This is a genomic window from Pacificibacter maritimus (assembly GCF_003814915.1).
Classification (GTDB): Bacteria; Pseudomonadota; Alphaproteobacteria; order Rhodobacterales; family Rhodobacteraceae; genus Celeribacter; species Celeribacter maritimus.
In genome coordinates this window covers 91,950-109,777 of sequence record NZ_RKQK01000005.1, presented here as the reverse complement: position 1 = coordinate 109,777, position 17,828 = coordinate 91,950, and the positions used below count along the sequence as shown (strand labels likewise).

The 17,828-nt window shown below is 51.2% G+C and carries 18 protein-coding genes; 6 read left to right on the top strand and 12 right to left on the bottom strand.

Translation table 11 applies throughout. The features are described 5' to 3' along the window. The first annotated feature begins 41 nt into the window (after positions 1–41). A complete protein-coding gene (locus EDD53_RS13515) occupies positions 42–530 on the top strand; it encodes a peroxiredoxin (RefSeq protein WP_123794088.1) in 489 nt (162 codons plus the stop codon). 57 nt (positions 531–587) lie between these two features. On the opposite strand, the gene EDD53_RS13510 is transcribed toward EDD53_RS13515, so the two are convergent. From EDD53_RS13510 to EDD53_RS13480, 7 genes are read right to left on the bottom strand one after another with little or no spacing between them, the layout of a single operon-like run. Beyond that, positions 588–1,430, bottom strand: coding sequence for a mechanosensitive ion channel family protein (locus tag EDD53_RS13510; RefSeq protein WP_123794087.1), 843 nt, complete (start codon positions 1,428–1,430; stop codon positions 588–590). Beyond that, the gene (locus EDD53_RS13505) at positions 1,423–1,713 is read right to left on the bottom strand and encodes a 4a-hydroxytetrahydrobiopterin dehydratase (protein WP_123794086.1); all 291 of its coding nucleotides are present in this window, start codon (positions 1,711–1,713) and stop codon (positions 1,423–1,425) included. Before EDD53_RS13505 ends, EDD53_RS13510 begins: the two co-directional genes overlap by 8 nt. Next, positions 1,706–2,893, bottom strand: a complete 1,188-nt coding sequence (locus EDD53_RS13500) for a GNAT family N-acetyltransferase (protein ID WP_123794085.1) — start codon at positions 2,891–2,893, stop codon at positions 1,706–1,708. Before EDD53_RS13500 ends, EDD53_RS13505 begins: the two co-directional genes overlap by 8 nt. Positions 2,894–2,936: 43 nt before the next feature. Beyond that, a complete protein-coding gene (locus EDD53_RS13495; RefSeq protein WP_123794084.1) occupies positions 2,937–3,695 on the bottom strand; it encodes a glycerophosphodiester phosphodiesterase family protein in 759 nt (252 codons plus the stop codon). 3 nt (positions 3,696–3,698) lie between these two features. Further along, positions 3,699–4,163 (bottom strand): RidA family protein, encoded by a 465-nt coding sequence (locus EDD53_RS13490; RefSeq protein ID WP_123794083.1) that lies wholly within the window; start codon positions 4,161–4,163, stop codon positions 3,699–3,701. Between the two features lie 27 nt (positions 4,164–4,190). Then, positions 4,191–5,573, bottom strand: coding sequence for an HlyD family type I secretion periplasmic adaptor subunit (locus EDD53_RS13485; RefSeq protein WP_342772331.1), 1,383 nt, complete (start codon positions 5,571–5,573; stop codon positions 4,191–4,193). Then, positions 5,570–7,306 (bottom strand): type I secretion system permease/ATPase, encoded by a 1,737-nt coding sequence (locus tag EDD53_RS13480; RefSeq protein WP_123794082.1) that lies wholly within the window; start codon positions 7,304–7,306, stop codon positions 5,570–5,572. The genes EDD53_RS13485 and EDD53_RS13480 overlap by 4 nt, the downstream gene beginning before the upstream one ends. 219 nt (positions 7,307–7,525) lie before the next feature. Here EDD53_RS13480 and EDD53_RS13475 point away from each other — a divergent pair, with 219 nt between their 5' ends. Then, the gene (locus EDD53_RS13475; RefSeq protein WP_123794242.1) at positions 7,526–8,254 is read left to right on the top strand and encodes an MlaA family lipoprotein; all 729 of its coding nucleotides are present in this window, start codon (positions 7,526–7,528) and stop codon (positions 8,252–8,254) included. After that, positions 8,247–8,843, top strand: coding sequence for an MlaC/ttg2D family ABC transporter substrate-binding protein (locus EDD53_RS13470; protein WP_123794081.1), 597 nt, complete (start codon positions 8,247–8,249; stop codon positions 8,841–8,843). The genes EDD53_RS13475 and EDD53_RS13470 overlap by 8 nt, the downstream gene beginning before the upstream one ends. A 76-nt stretch (positions 8,844–8,919) precedes the next feature. On the opposite strand, the gene EDD53_RS13465 is transcribed toward EDD53_RS13470, so the two are convergent. Then, complete coding sequence (locus EDD53_RS13465; protein WP_123794080.1) at positions 8,920–11,121, bottom strand: transglycosylase domain-containing protein; 2,202 nt, start codon at positions 11,119–11,121, stop codon at positions 8,920–8,922. Between the two features lie 266 nt (positions 11,122–11,387). Here EDD53_RS13465 and EDD53_RS13460 point away from each other — a divergent pair, with 266 nt between their 5' ends. From EDD53_RS13460 to EDD53_RS13450, 3 genes are all read left to right on the top strand, one after another. Continuing rightward, positions 11,388–11,726, top strand: coding sequence for a P-II family nitrogen regulator (locus tag EDD53_RS13460; RefSeq protein ID WP_123794079.1), 339 nt, complete (start codon positions 11,388–11,390; stop codon positions 11,724–11,726). A 34-nt stretch (positions 11,727–11,760) separates the two neighbouring features. Then, positions 11,761–13,080 (top strand): ammonium transporter, encoded by a 1,320-nt coding sequence (amt, locus tag EDD53_RS13455; RefSeq protein ID WP_123794078.1) that lies wholly within the window; start codon positions 11,761–11,763, stop codon positions 13,078–13,080. A 159-nt stretch (positions 13,081–13,239) separates the two neighbouring features. Then, complete coding sequence (locus EDD53_RS13450) at positions 13,240–14,058, top strand: lysozyme family protein (protein WP_123794077.1); 819 nt, start codon at positions 13,240–13,242, stop codon at positions 14,056–14,058. 85 nt (positions 14,059–14,143) lie between these two features. Here EDD53_RS13450 and EDD53_RS13445 read toward each other — a convergent pair whose 3' ends face one another. From EDD53_RS13445 to dapA, 4 genes are all read right to left on the bottom strand, one after another. After that, entirely contained in the window at positions 14,144–15,328 is a 1,185-nt protein-coding gene (locus EDD53_RS13445) for an amino acid aminotransferase (protein WP_123794076.1), read from the bottom strand. Beyond that, complete coding sequence (sseA, locus tag EDD53_RS13440) at positions 15,328–16,182, bottom strand: 3-mercaptopyruvate sulfurtransferase (protein ID WP_211331629.1); 855 nt, start codon at positions 16,180–16,182, stop codon at positions 15,328–15,330. Before sseA ends, EDD53_RS13445 begins: the two co-directional genes overlap by 1 nt. Positions 16,183–16,335: 153 nt before the next feature. Further along, on the bottom strand, positions 16,336–16,812 hold the full coding sequence (smpB, locus tag EDD53_RS13435; protein ID WP_123794075.1) for an SsrA-binding protein SmpB: 477 nt from the start codon (positions 16,810–16,812) through the stop codon (positions 16,336–16,338). A gap of 139 nt (positions 16,813–16,951) precedes the next feature. After that, a complete protein-coding gene (dapA, locus tag EDD53_RS13430) occupies positions 16,952–17,824 on the bottom strand; it encodes a 4-hydroxy-tetrahydrodipicolinate synthase (RefSeq protein ID WP_123794074.1) in 873 nt (290 codons plus the stop codon). Between the last annotated feature and the right edge of the window lie 4 nt (positions 17,825–17,828).

Sequence of the window (17,828 nt, the reverse complement as noted above, 5' to 3'; positions counted from 1 at the left end):
TATAACGTTAGAATAGAAATGAAAACGCATGAGGACACATTATGACACTTTCGATTGGTGACAAACTTCCAGACGCAACCTTGTTGCAAATGGGCGCAGAAGGCCCTGAAGCCGTGGCGCTTTCCTCAAAAACGGCTGGACGCAAAGTCGTGATTTTTGGCCTGCCTGGTGCTTACACTGGCGTCTGCTCTACAGCACATGTGCCAAGCTTTATCCGTACCAAAGACGCCTTAACTGCAAAGGGTGTTGACGAAGTGATTTGCATCTCGGTGAATGACCCATTCGTCATGGGCGCATGGGGTGAGGCAACGGGCGCATCTGCTGCAGGCATCGCGATGCTCGGCGACACACAAGCAGAATTCACCAAGTCAATTGGGCTTGAATTTTCGGCACCACCTGCGGGTCTGATTGATCGCTCACAACGCTACGCTTTGGTGGCCGAAGACGGTGTTGTAACCGTTTTGAATCTCGAAGGCAGCGCTGGGGAATGCAACATCTCAGCAGGCGAGGCTGTCGTCGACGCCCTCTAAGAGCATTCATTCAAATATGAAAACGCCCGCAAAAAATATGCGGGCGTTTTTTATGTCTTAAACGTTGACCAAGGTTCTTGTGGGGAACGGAATATCAATGCCCGCGTCATCCAAAGCCTCTTTGACTTTACGCTTCATGTCCGCCTGATATTGGAAGTAATCAGAATTTGAGACCCAAACACGTGCCAAGAAATCAACCGAAGAATCCCCCAAGTTATTAACTTGGAAAAAGGGGGCAGGTTCGGTTAGAGATCGTGGGTCCGCCATAATGGTGCTGCGAATGGTTTCTTCTGTAAGCTTCAGATCAGCACCGTAAGCAACCCCGAATGTCCACTCTGCACGACGCGTTTGATTGGTTGAATAATTGGTGATGATATTACCCCAGACCTCCGCATTGGGCACGATGACCTGTACGTTTGCCACATTGGCAAGTTCGGTAAAGTTTAACGTGATATCTTTTACAGTCCCTGAAACGCCTGCAAGCTCAACGAAGTCGCCCAATTTAAACGGGCGGAAAAGCACAATCATCACGCCAGCTGCGACATTCGATAGGGTGCCCTGCAGCGCCAAACCAATCGCAAGACCTGCCGCACCGATTAATGCGACAATGGATGTTGTTTGAATCCCAAAGGTGTTGAGAATGAACAAAACTGTGAATGCCAAAATCGCGTAGCGAGCGATGTTTGCCAGAAAATTAAACAAGGTATCGTCGAGCTTTTGAAACGCGCCACCTACACGGCGAATACGCCCTGACGCCCATCTGGACACCACCAAGCCAACCAGCAACATGCCAATCGCGCCCAAGACAGAACCGCCGAATCCAAGCAATGTATCAAGCGTCAGGATGTCACCAAGTGTTTGCCCTTGGTAAATTTCATAGTTTAATATGGTCTCAAACATCGCCGGCTACCTCGTTCATTTTTTGCGCAAAAGTGATATCTTTTTCGGTGATCCCATTTGCATCATGGGTTGTCAAATATGCTTGTACGGTTTTGTAAACATAGAGCATTTGCGGATGGTGATTTACCTTTTCCGACACCAAAGCCATGTGAGTCATCCAGCTGAACGCCTCTGCGAAATCAGCAAAGTTGAATGTCTTTTCCATCGCCGTGCCTTCGTCACACAGCACCCACCCCGTTGGCAGCATATCGGATAGTTTGTCATGAGGTATTAAATCAGTCATGGTCACTTTCCTTGACGTTTTTCTTAAACGGTCCGTAGCTTGTTAAAATGTCGGCTTCATGAGCGACAGCGGATTTTTCTGCTTCTACAAACTCTTGAACAGCACTTGCAAACCCTGCATCGGCAATCCAATGCAATGAATGCGTTGTGCGTGGCAGATATCCTCGAGCTAACTTATGTTCTCCCTGCGCGCCCGCTTCTACAGTCGCCAGCCCCTGAGCAATGGCGTAATCTATCGCTTGGTAGTAGCACAGTTCGAAATGCAGGCAGGCGTGGTGTTCCGTGCACCCCCAATAGCGCCCAAACAAAGTATCGCTACCTATAAAATTAAGCGCCCCAGCGATTGGAACGCCATCACGTAGCGCTAAGATCAAAAGGACATCATCGCGCATACTGTCTTGAATGCAGTCAAAAAAACGACGGGACAAATAGGGGGTGCCCCATTTTCGCGAACCTGTGTTCTGATAAAACTGCCAAAATGCATCCCAGTGTTCAGGCTGGATCGCATCCCCTGTTAATTGGATGATTTCGCCGCCAAAGCTCTGCGCTTGCAAGCGCTCTTTGCGGATTGCTTTGCGTTTGCGGGATGACAGCTGGCTGAGAAAGTCGTTGAAATCGGTATAGGCTTTATTTTCCCAGTGGAACTGCTGACCGATACGATGGATGAGCCCCATATCCCGCCCTGCTTGCGCCTCTGTCTCGGTGCAAAACGTGACGTGGAAAGAGGACATCTCTTGCTCGGTTGCCACATGTACAAGGCCTTGCACCAATGCAGACTGTCCGATGCTCTCAAAGCCCGCGCGACACAGAAAACGGCGTCCTGTGACGGGGCTGAATGGTACGGCAACTTGCAATTTTGGATAATAACTGCCACCTGCGTTTTCATAGGCCTGCGCCCAAGCAAAGTCGAAAACATACTCGCCTTGCGAGTGCCCTTTTGCATAAAGAGGCGCCACAGCAATCAAGGTACCGTTTTGACGCGCCCCTAAATAGCGGGGCGCCCAGCCCGTCCCCGTCCCGACCGACCCAGAGGTTTCTAAAGCTTGCAAAAAACGATGTGTCGTAAAGGGGTCGGCAGCGCGGCCTGAGGAAGCCGAACCCCCTCCAGCGCAGGCATCCCAATCCTCGGGCACGAAGTCAGCGATCGAACCGCTGACAAAAATTTCTATCTGATTACTCATCGGGCACTCCTGCGCCCTCAATCTGTACCGATATTACTGAGCGTCAAGCAGGAACATAGCCCTCAAAGGTAATATTCTCAGAAAAACGTGCGGCTTCGGCGGCTTCTGCCGCTGTACGGATCGTCCAGCTTAGAATGCGTGCGCCCGCTTCTTTGAGTTCTTCGATGCGCTCAGAAGCAAGATCAGTCCACTGGTGCGACACGAAACAAGCGCCAATCCGTTCATAGTCTGGGATTTTGCGCAAATATGCCCGCGTGGTTTCTTTCAGCAACGGCCAGTCTTGTGGCTTGTATCCACAGGTCGTGAGGCCGCGCGGGATTTGCGGCGCGGCTTCTGCCATAACGGCCATAGCATGTGGATTAAATGACATCAGAGCAACAGGGCCAGCATATCCGGTCAAAACGCGGGCGACTTCGCGCTCTAAATCGCCGACATTTGGCCCCATGATACCGTCTTGGTCTTTGATTTCGATCAGTAAAGGCACACGACCTTTGATGTGATCCAGTACCTGCGCCAAAGTTGGCACGCCGACTTCGCCCGATTTGAACCGCAACCGTCCAAGCTCGGCAGCAGTTTGTTGAGCGAAGGGACCAGACCCCTCGGTCAACCTGTTGAGATGGTAGTCGTGAAACACCATCGCTTGGCCATCTTTACTTTGTTGAATATCGATTTCTATACCGAAGCCCTTTTCAATCGCAGCATCCATCGCGGCAAAGTTATTCTCTGCGCGGCCCAGTGCTTCGTTGTGCAAAGCACGATGTGCAATCGGAGCTTTCAAAAATACATCAGGAAGAGACATCATGATTTATACAACCTCAAAAATCGCTTCAATTTCGACTGCGACACCCAGTGGCAAAGATGCAGCAGAAACGGCGGAACGCGCATGACGCCCAGCATCCCCCATAACAGCAACCATCAAATCTGACGCGCCGTTGATCACTGTTGGCTGCTCGGTAAAATCGGGTGTTGAGTTCACGAAACCAACCATTTTAACAAGGCGTTTGACTTTCGTCAGATCGCCGTCGCTTGCAGCTTTGGCTTGGGCCAATAGTGACAAAGCGCAACTACGCGCAGCTTGTGCGCCTTGCTCTGTCGTAAGATCTAAGCCAAGCTTCCCGACAATCAAGCCCGCTTCATCATTTGAAATCTGGCCTGAGATATGGATGAGATTTCCAGTTTGAACATAGGGCACATAATTTGCAGCCGGTGCGGGCGCGTCGGGCAGGGTAAGGCCGAGCTCCGCCAGCTTGGTTTCAATTTCATGTGTCATCGTCATCGTCCCAATCTCAGTCGTCAATTAATCTTCGCGAAATGCGCGCACGAAGTAGTCAGTTAGCGGTTTTGTCAGATATGCCAAGGGCGAACGCTCCCCCGTTGACATAAATGTTTCTACTGGCATTCCTGGAATAAGAACCACGTCAGCCGGTAGCAAGCTGCGCTGTTTCTCATCAATTCTAATCTGTGTCAAATAATAGCTCGAACGGGTCGCCTCATCAACAAATGCATCAGCGGACACTTTTGTGACTGTTCCCTCGATCTCTGGCGTGGTGCGGCTGTCAAAGGAAGAAAAGCGCAGGCGCACTGGTTGACCAGGGTAGACTTGATCCACATGAATGGGATTAACGCGTGCGGATACAACCAATGGCGTATCTTGAGGCACGATATAAAGCAAAGGTGCAGCGGGTGTTATCACAGCACCAGCTCCGAAGACCGCCAAATCATAGACGATACCCGACACAGGAGCGCGGATCTCTAGTCGCTTCAACCGCTCTTTCAAGACCGCGCGTTGCTGGCGCAGTTCCAAACTACGTGCCTGAATATCACGCAAAGTCGTAATAGCATCCTCGCGTCGACCCGAACTCAGTTTCAGAATTTGCAATTCGATCTCGGTAATCTGCGACTGCGCTTGAGCAATTGAGGCAGAGATACTGCCTGCACGCCCTAGAACATCGGCCAATTCTTTACGCAAAGCGTTGACACGGCTTTGCTGGGTGAGGCCGCGGGTCAACAAGGAGTCTTGTGATGCAAGATCCTGTTCGGTGAGTGCTTGTTGTTGGTCTAATGCCGACCTTTGTGCTGACATACCATCGATCTGCGCCGAAATTTGCACCGAACGTTTGCCCAGTTGTTCGATTTCTTGCTGAGCGGTCAAGCGACGGGCGTGAAACAACGCGCGCTGACCTTCGATCAGCCTGGCGACATCTGCATCAATCGCACCGCGGCTTAGTAGTTCTTCATCAAACCAAATCGTTTCTGCCCCATCGCGCTCGGCTTGCAACCGCCCAGCACGCGCCATCATCTCAAATAACTGCCCTTCTGTGATCGCAAGGCTGCTTGAGATTTCGCGCCCATCTAGCTGTAGCAACACATCACCGGCGCGAACCGAAGACCCTTCGCGCACTTGCACCGATGAAATTTCACCCCCATCTGGATGCGCTACGACTTGTCGGTTTTGTTCGACCTGCACCTGACCCGAGGCGACGATCGCACCGTCTATCCGCGCCACGACAGACCACAATCCGAAACCTCCCAAAAGTAACACGATACAAACAATGCCAACAGCCAAGGGCCCCCGCGCAGACCAGCTTTCATCAGGCAACTGCCCTGTTTGGCTTTGATGAAGATTGGTCTGAGCCGCAGCAACCGGCGCAGAATTAGCGGATGGGTCTTTTTGCGTCACTGTACACCTCCGGGCCCGGATTTTCGGATGATGTCTTGACTGTTTTGCACCATTTGCTTCAACACGGCATCGCGAGGGCCAAAGGCGCGCAACCCACCTTTATCCAGCACCAATAGTTTCTCGCATTCCTGAATAGCAGAGGGGCGGTGCGCCATAATGAGTACAGATCCGCCTTCTTGTTTATGCCGACGGATCGCTGCGTTCAGTGCAGTCGACCCATCATTATCCAAGTTAGAATTTGGTTCATCCAAAATCACCAAAACCGGATCACCGTAGAAAGCTCGCGCCAAACCGATCCGTTGCAATTGACCGCCAGACAACAAACCACCGCTAGACGACACAAGTGTGTCGTAGCCATTTGGCAGGGATAAAATCATAGCGTGCGCATCGGCTTTTCGGGCTGCTGCGACCACTGCGGCATCATCAGGAGTGTCTGACAATTTGGCGATATTTTCTGCGATCGTGCCATCAAACAATTGAACACGTTGGGGCAAATAGCCGATATAGGTCCCAAGCACATCAGGATCGTACTGATCAAGTTTGGCATGGGACAAGCGGATACTACCGCCAGAAGGGGCCCAAACACTTGTCAAAGCGCGCGCCAAGGTTGACTTTCCTGCGCCTGACTGCCCGATAACACCGATTGCTTCGGTCGGCTCTACTTTGAATGACACCATGCGCAAAGAGGCTTGCGCCTGTCCCGGTGGAATCACGGTGAGATTTTGTACATCAAGTGAGGCCGTTGGGCGCGGCAGTGAATGACGCTTGGGATCTTTATGATACCGTCCCAGCAACTCAGCAAGGCTAGTCCAACCCAATATAGCGCGCTGGACGGAACTCCATTGTCCAATCATTATGTCCACAGGTTGCAACGCCCGCCCCAACAAAATGGAGCTAGCGATCATCGCGCCTGGCGAAATTTCGCGCTGAAGGACAAGCCAAGCGCCTAACGCCAACATAGCGGATTGAAGAAATAACCGCAGCGCTTTGGACATGGCTGCAAAACTCATGGTCACATCTGCGGCCTGCACGCGGTTGTGCGCTGCAATTTTACGCGCCCGAAACCAACGCTTGTAAGCAGCGCCCTGCATGCCAAGCGCACGGATCGCCTCCGCTTCACTGCCAAGGCGCGCAGCCATTTGACTGGAAAAAGTTTCAGCGCGTGCTGCGATATTTTGTGGGGTTTGCGACATCGCGCGATTGGCAAGAGTCACAGCGACTAAAACCACACCGCCCCCCACAGCGAGATAACCAAGTAGCGGATGAAAGAGCGCGATGCCAAATAAGAACAGTGGCACGAATGGCAAATCATAAATCGCAGCCATAACAGGCGAAGACAAAAAACGTTTAATTGCCGACAAATCATCCATCTCGCTGGCTTTACCTTGCGGTTGGGCTCCTACTGCATCACGCTGCATTGAGGCTTTGAACACCCGTTCCTCAAGCGCCACCTGAAAGCGCGCCCCGATTCGAGTTAAAACGCGTGACCGAACGCCATCAAGCAAGCCCATCATCAGGTATAAAAAGCCAACAATCGCAAACAGAGCGACCAAGGTGGCCTCTGACCCAGACCCGAGAACGCGGTCATAGACCTGCAACATGAAAAGCGGCCCTGTGAGCATCAAGACGTTGATGCAAATCGAAAAGAGCCCCGTTGCCAGGTACAGGCCGCGGGATTGCTTGCGTGTGTGCGCAAGCTCTTCTTTACCTTGGCGAAGTGTGTCTTGTGTCATCAGCAGCTTTTAGCTCACATTTTGGATTTTGCGCAAAACTGCGACTTCTTCCGTAAGATCTGTTCAACGATTGTTGATTCTGTGTCACATCACAATACAGCGCATCATGTTAATATTGGGCTTTCGCCAATAAAAGTTTATGTGGCCTTATATCAAAGGGGCCTTGGGCCCTCCCACCGAGCATATCGGAATACCATTGTGAAACATTTCGTCCTTGTCATGAGTTTATCTTGCTTGCTTGCTGCCTGCGGCACGCAAACACCAACCGTTGGAACATCAGACCCATACGAGACCAGCAACCGTCAAACACATGAGGCGAACCTCAAACTGGATCGCGCTGTAATCAAGCCCGTTTCAACCGCATACGGCACAGTGGTGCCCAACCCTGTGCGTATCGGGGTCAGCAATGTGTCCGAAACCCTTGGCCTGCCCAGTGTCGTTATAAATGATGTGCTGCAATTCCAATTGGGGGATGCGCTGCACAATACAGCTCGTTTTGCGTTGAATGCGACCTTTGGTATTGGGGGGCTGTTTGATCCCGCAACAATATTTGGTCTAGAGGAACGCAACACAGGGTTTGCCGACACATTACATGCATGGGGGACAGGCGAAGGCAATTATTTGGTTTTGCCCGTCTACGGTCCTTCGACCGAACGCGATACTGTGGGACTGTTGGTCGATATAGCGCTTGATCCAATTGGATCTGTGTTGGATCCCTCCCTTGAAGATCTGCCCCTAGCACTTAAGTTTGCTGATATCGCTGACACGCGTTACCGCTATTCCGACCTATACGAATCTGTGATCTACGACAGTGCCGACAGCTATGTGCAACTGCGTTTAACATATCTCGATAGACGTCGCTTTGAACTCGGTGTGAAGGCAACACAAGACGCAACGCCTGATCAAGAAAATCAAGCATACAGTATCTATGAGGACTTTTATGAATAATCTGGTTTCTACACGTCGCGGCTTTTTGACAGGCGCAACGGCAAGCCTAGCCTTAATCGCTGGGCTTCCTCATGCGGCATTTGCTTTTTCAAGTGCACAGGCTGAAACACTGATCACCAAAACAGTGTCTGACATCAATAGCATCATCAATTCTGGCAAATCAGAAAGCGCGATGTACCGCGATTTTGAAAAGGTCTTGGTGACATATGCTGACATGCCAAATATTGCCCGCTCAGTCCTTGGGCCGATCGCGCGCTCGACTTCCGCGGCACAGCTCAATGCGTTCACAAGTGCGTTTCAGGGATACATTTCTCGTAAATACGGTTCGCGTTTTCGCGAATTTATTGGCGGCAGAATTGAGGTAAAGAAAACGCAAAAGATCAATTCGATTTACGACGTGTCCTGCACAGCAATTTTGCGCGGCGAAGCCCCCTTTGCCATTTCGTTTATTGTTGCTGACAAAACAGGCAAATTTATCGACCTCAACATCGAAGGCATTTCTTTGCTCAAATCCGAACGTGCAGAAATTGGCGCGCTGTTGGATAAGGCGGGCGGCAATGTCGACACGCTGACCGCAGGTTTGAAGTAAATAGATCTAACGTATCAGTCGAATTGAAAACGGCGCGCCTCACACTGGCGCGCCGTTTTTTATAGGCGTACTTGTCTTAATTCAGACCGAAAATTGTCGATAAAATATCACCCAAGACATTTTGTGCTTTGTCACCGCCTTGGCGCGATCCGCTGTTAGACGAACTTTGAGCAACTGATCCAGGAACGCGAGGCGGCGATGCAGGGCGCAACATTGGCAGAGGATGAGAAGGTTGCCCTGCTTGGATACGCTGCATCGTCTCACGCCAGATATCCGCAGGAAGCCCGCCACCCGTCACACCAGTCAAGGGAGAGTTGTCATCGTACCCCATCCAAACGCCAACAACATAATCAGCCGTAAATCCCATAAACCATGCATCGCGAGCCGCTTGAGTTGTGCCTGTCTTGCCTGCAACTTCGACCCCGTCCAAACGCGCCCTTGCGCCCGTGCCATTTTGCACGACGTTATACATCATATAGATCAATTGTTCAGCGGCGGCAGGTGTAATGACGCGTTCGCCAAGCCCACCTTCTTGCCCCATTAAAGGCTCTGAATCACCTTTAAGACGCAAGGACCGCAGACCATAGGGTTCCACAGATGACCCGCCGTTCAAAATCCCTGCATAGGCGCCAGTCATTTCCAGTAAGGTCGATTCAGATGCGCCTAAAGCCAAAGCAGGCCCTTGGGCAAGATCGCTTTCGATCCCAAACATCTGTGCCACGGTACGCACATTTTCCAATCCCACATCCATCGCCAGTTTAACGGCAGGGATATTGTAACTGTGCCGCATAGCATCCGTTACAGTGACCAAACCGTGGAAACTGCGATCATAGTTTTGTGGGGACCAATCCCCAGAACCTGGGATATTCACAGTAATTGGCTCATCCAGAATCGGGCTGTCGTAAGACCAACCCAAATCCAAGGCTGCCGCGTAAACGAAAGGTTTGAAAGCAGATCCAGGCTGCCGCTTGGCTTGTGTCGCACGGTTAAACGCGCCGGAAACTCCGCGTAATTTTCGCCCACCTACCATGCCGCGCACCGCGCCATCGGCACTCATAACCACAATGGCGGCCTGCGCTTCGGACCCTTCGCGCACTTTATTGTCGAAGACCCATGTCAGCGCCTCTTCGGCTGCGTTTTGAATACGTTGATCAAAGGTGGTTTCAATTACCACGTCTTCGGTCGTGTCACGGGTTAGGAAATCAGGCCCTGCTCCCATAACCCAGTCAGCGAAATAGCCACCTGCGCGCTGCTCTGCTGCATCTGACAGCACTGCTGGATTAGCCTTCGCATGCGCGCGCTCTGCATCGGTGATCATGCCTTGCTGATTCATGAGCAACAAAACAATGCCAGCACGTTCTTGGGATCGCTTTAGGTTGTTTGTCGGCGCAAAGCGCGACGGCGCAGTTAAAAGCCCCGCCAACATCGCTGATTCCGCGATATTCACGTTGGCCGCGGATTTTCCAAAGTAGCGCTGCGATGCCGCTTCAAACCCATTGGCACCCGCGCCCAGATAGGCACGGTTCATATAGATGGCAAGGATTTCGTCTTTGGAATAGCGCACCTCCAAAGCCATCGCATAAACCGCCTCTTTGATTTTACGTACCATGCTGCCTTGACGACAATCAGCCTCATACTCTGTTTGGTTCTTCCATTTTGTCGGATCAAACGGCACGCCCAAACACAAAAGCTTGGCGACCTGTTGAGTCAATGTAGAACCACCGTGACCTGACAACGGCCCCCGCCCCTCTGACAGGTTGATCTTGACGGCAGAGGCTATACCACGCGGCGAAACGCCCAAGTGTTTATAGAAACGTTTATCTTCGGTGGCGACAATCGCGTCTTTTAAAGACTCAGACACAGTGTCAGCCGTGATTTGACCGCCAAACTGTTCGCCGCGCCATGCAAAAACCGTGCCTGATCGATCCGTCAGCGTGACAGAGCCGCGCGCACGCCCATCGAGTTGGTCCGAGAATGGCGGCAAGGTGGTGTAGATGTAGAAGACAGCGAGACCTAAAACGACAGCGCCCGCCAAAGCAACACGTGAGAAAATTAGCCAAAACAAACGCACGATCCAACGAATCGTCCCGCCGATAACGCGCACAAAGATATTTGACGACCGCTTCGGAGACGATTTGCGGCGCGTCGATGCCTTAGGCTTTTTGGCTACGGTCTTTCGACGCGCCTTTGGTTTTGCGCTAGAGCCTGCGGGATATCTACGCTCAGCAACCAGCCGCTTTTTGCCACCGTTGCGGCCTGTTCCACCTTGTCCTGCCATGTTTCTCGCTCAATCGTTTTTCGTTGTTGGCTGCACAGTACAGAGGCAGCGCGTGAATGTTGAGGGGAAACCTACGCCCCCGCAGGCTTTATTTGTTGCCTATTTTTTATACTTAGTAGCCATTTTGTGCATTTTTTAATCACAACTGCCTGTTTTCGACTCACAAATAGGCCCTCACTTCCTTGTGTGAGGTCTGTGAACATCGTTTTTCTGTGGCTGTGCCTGTCTGTGCTGACGGCCACCCGAACAATCGGAAGGGGAAAAACGTGAAACTAATTATCGCAGCAATCAAGCCATTCAAGCTTGAAGAAGTCCGCGAAGCGCTAACCGCAATTGGTGTGCGCGGGATGATGGTGACAGAAGTTAAGGGCTTTGGCTCTCAGTCTGGTCACACAGAAATTTACCGCGGCGCGGAATACGCCGTGAATTTTGTACCGAAAGTGAAACTTGAGATCGTGGTTGCAGACGCGATGACGGAGCAAGTTGTCGATACGATCGCAACAACCGCCAAAACCGACAAAATCGGTGACGGTAAAATCTTTGTTCTCGACGTGGAAGGCGCAGTACGCGTCCGTACAGGCGAAACAAACGACGACGCTATTTAAGCGCGCAAGATTGAGACGAAAAGGGACTTCTTACATGAAACTCACTAAACTCATCCCAGCATCACTGGTCGCCTCTGCGCTTCCTGCTGTTGCCTTCGCTCAGGACGCCGCTGAAGCAGCGCCTGACATTAACCCATATATTTTCACAACGTTGCTCTTCTTGATCGGTGGCTTCTTGGTTTTCTGGATGGCAGCTGGTTTTGCTATGCTAGAAGCTGGCCTTGTGCGTTCAAAAAACGTTGCGACACAGTTGACTAAGAACATCTCGCTCTTTGCCATTGCATCCATCATGTACTGGCTTATCGGCTACGGCATCATGTACCCAGGCGAATGGGTCATCGAAGGCATCATGGGACCATGGTTTGCAATTACATCACTTGAGCCAGTTGGCCTAGATGCAGCAGACGCAGCCCTAGATTACGCATCTGGCGCATCTGACTTCTTCTTCCAATTGATGTTCTGTGCGACAACAGCCTCTATCGTTTCTGGTACGCTTGCTGAGCGCATCAAATTGTGGCCATTCCTTTTCTTCACTGCGATCTTGACCGGCGTTATCTACCCGATCGAAGCATCTTGGCAGTGGGGCGGCGGCTTCTTGTCTGAAATGGGTTTCTCTGACTTTGCTGGTTCCACATTGGTTCACGCAGCTGGTGGTTTCGCAGCGCTTGCAGGTGCGATCGTACTTGGCCCACGTATCGGCAAATACAAAGATGGCAAAACCATTCCAATGCCTGGTTCCAACTTGGCGCTCGCAACATTGGGTACATTCATCTTGTGGCTCGGTTGGTTCGGCTTCAACGGTGGCTCACAATTGGCTGCTGGTACAGTTGGCGATGTAACTGACGTATCTCGCATCTTTGCAAACACAAACATGGCCGCTGCGGCTGGTGCGGTTGTTGCCTTGATCCTAACACAGGTGACATACGGCAAAACTGACCTGACCATGGTTTTGAACGGCGCGCTTGCTGGTCTTGTGTCCATCACAGCTGAACCGCTCGCACCTTCCTTGTTCATGTCTTTGGTAATCGGCGGCATCGGTGGTGTGATCGTGGTTTACACAGTTCCATTGCTCGACAAGATGAAAATCGATGACGTTGTTGGCGCCATCCCTGTTCACTTGATCGCTGGTATCTGGGGCACAATGGCTGTTCCAATCACAAACGACGGTACATCTTTTGTAACACAAGCTTTCGGCATCATCGCAATCGGCGCCTTTGTGTTCATCGTGTCCTTGGTTGTTTGGCTGATCCTTAAAGCTGTCACAGGCATCCGCGTTTCAGAAGAAGACGAGATCATGGGTCTCGACAAATCTGAGCTTGGCATGGAAGCTTACCCAGAGTTCTACAAGGGCTAAGCCTTTCACATAAGATCAAGTGGCCCGTACAGAAATGTGCGGGCCATTTTTATGCAGGCATTAAAAAGCGCGCACCTCAACCAATTTTCAATAAATCTGTCTCATCTTGTCCTTGTTCGATATCGCGGCTCGAAAGTGCCGCCCTGCAAGGAGGTCAGAATGACTCTAGTTTACCGCGTACTTGGTGCCCATTTTTTGTTATTTATCGCCTTGGGTTCTGCAATCGCTGAACCAAATTCCATTTTAAACACGGGCACCAATTTTTTTCAGAATCGCGGTATCTTAACAGCGACGACACGTACCCGCCCCTTGTTTGACACCAATACGCAAAACCCAAGCTTAATGCCGACGCAAGCAAACCTTGGTTTTTTTGCCCCCCTTCCCCCACGTCCGCAACCTGTGGCGACCACTGTGTCAGCCCGACAACCTAGTGTTTTGCCCAAGCCTGTGAGTGTCGTGACCGCAGCGATGCGAACGCCATATCATGCGCCCAAAACAGGGAACGGAGTTGAACAAATTCGCTATATTATCGGGCAAGCGGAATCCCGTCGCCATGGCTATGATGCCGTGCAGCATGGCGCCAAAATCAAAACACCAAAACCGCCCACACAGATGACGCTTGGTGAAATTTATGCATGGATTGATGCGACCCCCAAACAACCCCATGCCATAGGGCGCTATCAATTCATTCCCAAAACACTTCGTCGTGTGGTTGATCAGATCGGTGCGCCGACCACAGCACTGTTCACCCCAAGCCTACAAGACGCACTGGCTGACGTATTGCTTGAGGATGCTGGCCTAAGCGCATTTCAAGCAGGACAAATGAAGCGCCAAACCTTCATGAACAATCTCGCAAAAATATGGGCTGGGTTGCCCAACTCTACAGGCAAATCACATTATCATGGCTTTGCGGGCAACAAAGCTTCTATCACATGGAAAGACTTTGACCTGCACATGCAGAAAATCGGATGGGGGTAACCCCTTGGTTCATTGATATTACGTTATCTATATGGCTAAAGGGCGCCCACAGAGGCGCCCTTTTTTCATTCGCTATTCGCAAATCTTATTTACAAGATTTCGCGATTGCTTCAGCCAAATGTGGAACTGTTGTGGGGTTCAGCCCTGCGATATTCATGCGGCTATCTGACACCATGTAGATCCCGAAATCCTCACGCATTTTCAAAACCTCTTCAGGTGTTGCACCAATGCGCGAGAACATTCCACGGTGCTCCGCGATGAAATCAAAACGATCTGAATTCGTACGCTGACGCAATTCATCAGCCAATTGAGTACGCAAACCAAGCATACTCAGGCGCACATCTTCCAATTCGGTTTTCCAGTCAGCGGTCAACGCAGGATCTGACAAGACAGTCGTCACCAATCGTGCGCCGTGATCTGGTGGGAATGAAAATGCGATCCGGTTAAGGTAATTCATATTCGCTTGCGTGGTTGGCGCACTCGCCGCTGTTTCGGATACTGCCATCAAACAACCAACACGTTCGCGGTAAACTCCAAAGTTTTTTGAACAGGACGCCGCGATAAGCATCTCGGGCAACTTCGACGCCAACAAACGTGTAGGCGCTGCATCTTCTTCCAATCCGTCACCAAATCCTTGATAAGCGATGTCTACAAGTGCCAAGGCGCCCTTTTCAGCGATCAAATCAGCAACAATACCGAATTGTTCCAGCGTTAAGTTTGCGCCTGTCGGGTTGTGGCAGCAACCATGAAGCAGCACCATATCACCCGCTTTAACGCCCTTCAGGCTATCCATCATTGCATCAAAATCAACGGTGCAGGACTCGGCATCAAAATAGGCATATTCTGAGTTTGGAAGACCCATGAATTTCAAAATCGCCACGTGGTTCGGCCAAGTGGGGTTTGACGTCCATACGGTCATATCGGGGTTCGCCTGACGCCCAAGTTCAAACGCTTGACGGATCGCACCTGTTCCACCTGGTGTCGCAATCGCAGACACGCGATCAGCTGACACGCTATCAGCCAAGACCAAGTCGCGCATGACATTCCCAAACGCAGGATCGCCCGGCAGGTTTGTATAAACCTTAGTTGTCTCAGCATCCCACACCTGTTTGCCAGCTGTGCGAATTGCCTTCATCACAGGCGTATTCCCAGTGCCATCTTTGTACACGCCCACACCAAGGTCGATTTTAGTCGCGCGTGTGTCCTCACGGCACAGCGTGATCAATTGCAAGATTGCATCTGGGGCTTGTGGTTTTAGATTGTTCAGCATTACGCATCTCCTGTTGCGACATCCAAGTCGCCATACATTCCCCATTCCGCCCAGCTTCCGTCGTAAAGCGCATGCTTTGCTCCGATCCGCTCAAGCGCGAGGCTTAAAATTGCAGCAGTCACGCCCGACCCGCAGGTCGTGATCACTGGTTTGGATAGGTTGACGCCTACGGCTTGAAATATTTGCCGTAACTCGCCAGGATTTTTAAACGTGCCGTCAGGGGCTAAAATGTCGCCAAACGGCAAGTTGTACGAATTGGGGATGTGACCCGATCTCAAACCTTGGCGCGGCTCAGGCGCTTCGCCTTTAAACCGCGGTGCAGATCGCGCATCTAAAATCTGGTGATCGCCCAACTTGGAGCTTGAAGCAACTTCGGTTACATTTCGCAACAAATCTGGCTTGATCGTGACAGTCATTGAGCTTGATCGTTTAAGCCCGCATTTCGAGGTCACAGGGCGTTTTTCAGACAGCCACTTCGGCAACCCACCATCTAGAACGGCGACATTATTTTGGCCGAAATATCGAAACATCCACCACAACCTAGGCGCTGAGAACACTCCCGCACCGTCGTAGATCACAACTTGATGCCCATCGCCTACGCCGATTTTCTGCATGTGTTCAGCAAATTGATCGGCTTTGGGGAGCATATGCGGCAAGTCTGAATTCACATCAGACAAAACGTCGATATCAACGAACTGCGCTGTCGGGATATGAGATGAAAGAAATTCCGCTTTCGCATCGCGGTTGCTGTTTGGCATATACCAAGATGCATCAATGATCCGCAGATTCGGGTCATCAAAATGCGCGGCAAGCCACGTGGTTGAAACGATTGTATTTGGATCGCTGTTCAGCATTATTGACCCCGAGGCTTCAAGTATATGTCGAATAGCGTTCCGAATGATTTCATGCAAGCCATGCCCGCAGACATCATCGCTAAAACATACAAAATGGAAGCCTAAACCATATGAGGTGGGTCATAAAGCAGTTAGAAAACTGCGTTAGGAAGCTTAATTTTGGCGCATCAGCCGTGACTTTTGGCGTTGCCAATCGCGCTTGGCGTCAGTCGCACGCTTGTCGTGGTTTTTCTTACCTTTGGCGATGCCAAGCTTCACTTTAACCTGACCCTTGTGGTTGAAATACATGACAAGCGGCACAAGAGTCATGCCTTCGCGCCCCGTGGCCTGCCACAGTTTTGACAACTCGCGTTTTGAGACTAAGAGCTTCCGCTTACGGCGTTCCTCATGCGGGAACATAGCTTGTTGGTATGGTGCTATATATGAGTTGGTGAGCCACAGTTCAGAATCATCAACGGATGCATAGCTTTCCGCAATATTGGACCCGCCAGTGCGCAAAGATTTGACTTCGGATCCCATCAATACGATGCCGCATTCGATATCGCTTTCGATCGCATAGTCATAGCGCGCCCGCCGGTTTTCAGCGATGACTTTATAGTTTTTCTCTTCTGCAGTTTTTTTCTTAGCCATAATTCATTCCAGATAAGCCATAGACCGCGCAGTGTCCACTGGCGCGCTGCCCTTGTATACGCCTCATTTATATAGGTGCGCCCATAGAAAAAGGGAGAGCCAAGCCCTCCCTTTTAAAATTCAAATGCAGAACGAATGCTTAAAGCAGCTCCGCATGCTCCATCGCGGATTTGATCTGCGCCTTGGTTGCATCGGTCACAGGCAAGAGCGGCAAGCGGACCTCGGCGTCACAAAGATCCAAGAGGGACATCGCATATTTTACACCACACAACCCAGGTTCGGCGAAAATTGCTTGGTGCAAAGGCATCAGCTTGTCAGTGATGTCCAACGCCGTCTTGAAATCGCCAGCCAATGTCGCGGCTTGCATTTCACTGCAAAGCTTTGGCGCTACATTCGCAGTGACGGAAATACAGCCGACACCACCATGGGCGTTAAAGCCCAATGCAGTAGCGTCTTCGCCTGATAACTGAATGAAATCTGTACCGCATGTGATACGAGTAGCGGGAACACGCGCTAGATCCCCTGTCGCGTCTTTCACGCCTACAATGCGGGGCAATTTGCTGAGTTCACCCATGGTCTTAGGCGTCATATCAACGATAGACCGCGCAGGAATATTGTAGATCACAATCGGAATTTCTGCTGCGTCATGCACAGCGGTAAAATGTGCGATCAGACCGGACTGCGTTGGTTTGTTGTAGTACGGGGTCACAACCAATACGGCGTCAGCCCCAACCTTGGCAGCATGTTGCGCCAAATGGATGCTTTCAGCGGTGTTGTTTGACCCAGCGCCTGCGATCACTGGAATACGGCCCGCGGCAGTTTCGACCACAACTTCTACCACTTTTTCGTGTTCATCGTGCGTCAAAGTGGGGCTTTCGCCCGTTGTGCCCACAGGCACCAATCCGTTTGATCCTTGCGCAATGTGCCACTCAACCAAGCGTTTGAGTGCATCAAAGTCCACCGAGCCGTCCTTAAACGGCGTCACCAGGGCTGGATATGACCCTTTAAACATTGTG

Coding starts and splice junctions, on each gene's coding strand:
- EDD53_RS13515 (WP_123794088.1), top strand. CDS start 42: ATGACACTTTCGATTGGTGACAAACTTCCAGACGCAACCTTGTTGCAA.
- EDD53_RS13510 (WP_123794087.1), bottom strand. CDS start 1,430: ATGTTTGAGACCATATTAAACTATGAAATTTACCAAGGGCAAACACTT.
- EDD53_RS13505 (WP_123794086.1), bottom strand. CDS start 1,713: ATGACTGATTTAATACCTCATGACAAACTATCCGATATGCTGCCAACG.
- EDD53_RS13500 (WP_123794085.1), bottom strand. CDS start 2,893: ATGAGTAATCAGATAGAAATTTTTGTCAGCGGTTCGATCGCTGACTTC.
- EDD53_RS13495 (WP_123794084.1), bottom strand. CDS start 3,695: ATGATGTCTCTTCCTGATGTATTTTTGAAAGCTCCGATTGCACATCGT.
- EDD53_RS13490 (WP_123794083.1), bottom strand. CDS start 4,163: ATGACACATGAAATTGAAACCAAGCTGGCGGAGCTCGGCCTTACCCTG.
- EDD53_RS13480 (WP_123794082.1), bottom strand. CDS start 7,306: ATGACACAAGACACACTTCGCCAAGGTAAAGAAGAGCTTGCGCACACA.
- EDD53_RS13475 (WP_123794242.1), top strand. CDS start 7,526: ATGAGTTTATCTTGCTTGCTTGCTGCCTGCGGCACGCAAACACCAACC.
- EDD53_RS13470 (WP_123794081.1), top strand. CDS start 8,247: ATGAATAATCTGGTTTCTACACGTCGCGGCTTTTTGACAGGCGCAACG.
- EDD53_RS13465 (WP_123794080.1), bottom strand. CDS start 11,121: ATGGCAGGACAAGGTGGAACAGGCCGCAACGGTGGCAAAAAGCGGCTG.
- amt (WP_123794078.1), top strand. CDS start 11,761: ATGAAACTCACTAAACTCATCCCAGCATCACTGGTCGCCTCTGCGCTT.
- EDD53_RS13450 (WP_123794077.1), top strand. CDS start 13,240: ATGACTCTAGTTTACCGCGTACTTGGTGCCCATTTTTTGTTATTTATC.
- EDD53_RS13445 (WP_123794076.1), bottom strand. CDS start 15,328: ATGCTGAACAATCTAAAACCACAAGCCCCAGATGCAATCTTGCAATTG.
- sseA (WP_211331629.1), bottom strand. CDS start 16,182: ATGCTGAACAGCGATCCAAATACAATCGTTTCAACCACGTGGCTTGCC.
- smpB (WP_123794075.1), bottom strand. CDS start 16,812: ATGGCTAAGAAAAAAACTGCAGAAGAGAAAAACTATAAAGTCATCGCT.
- dapA (WP_123794074.1), bottom strand. CDS start 17,824: ATGTTTAAAGGGTCATATCCAGCCCTGGTGACGCCGTTTAAGGACGGC.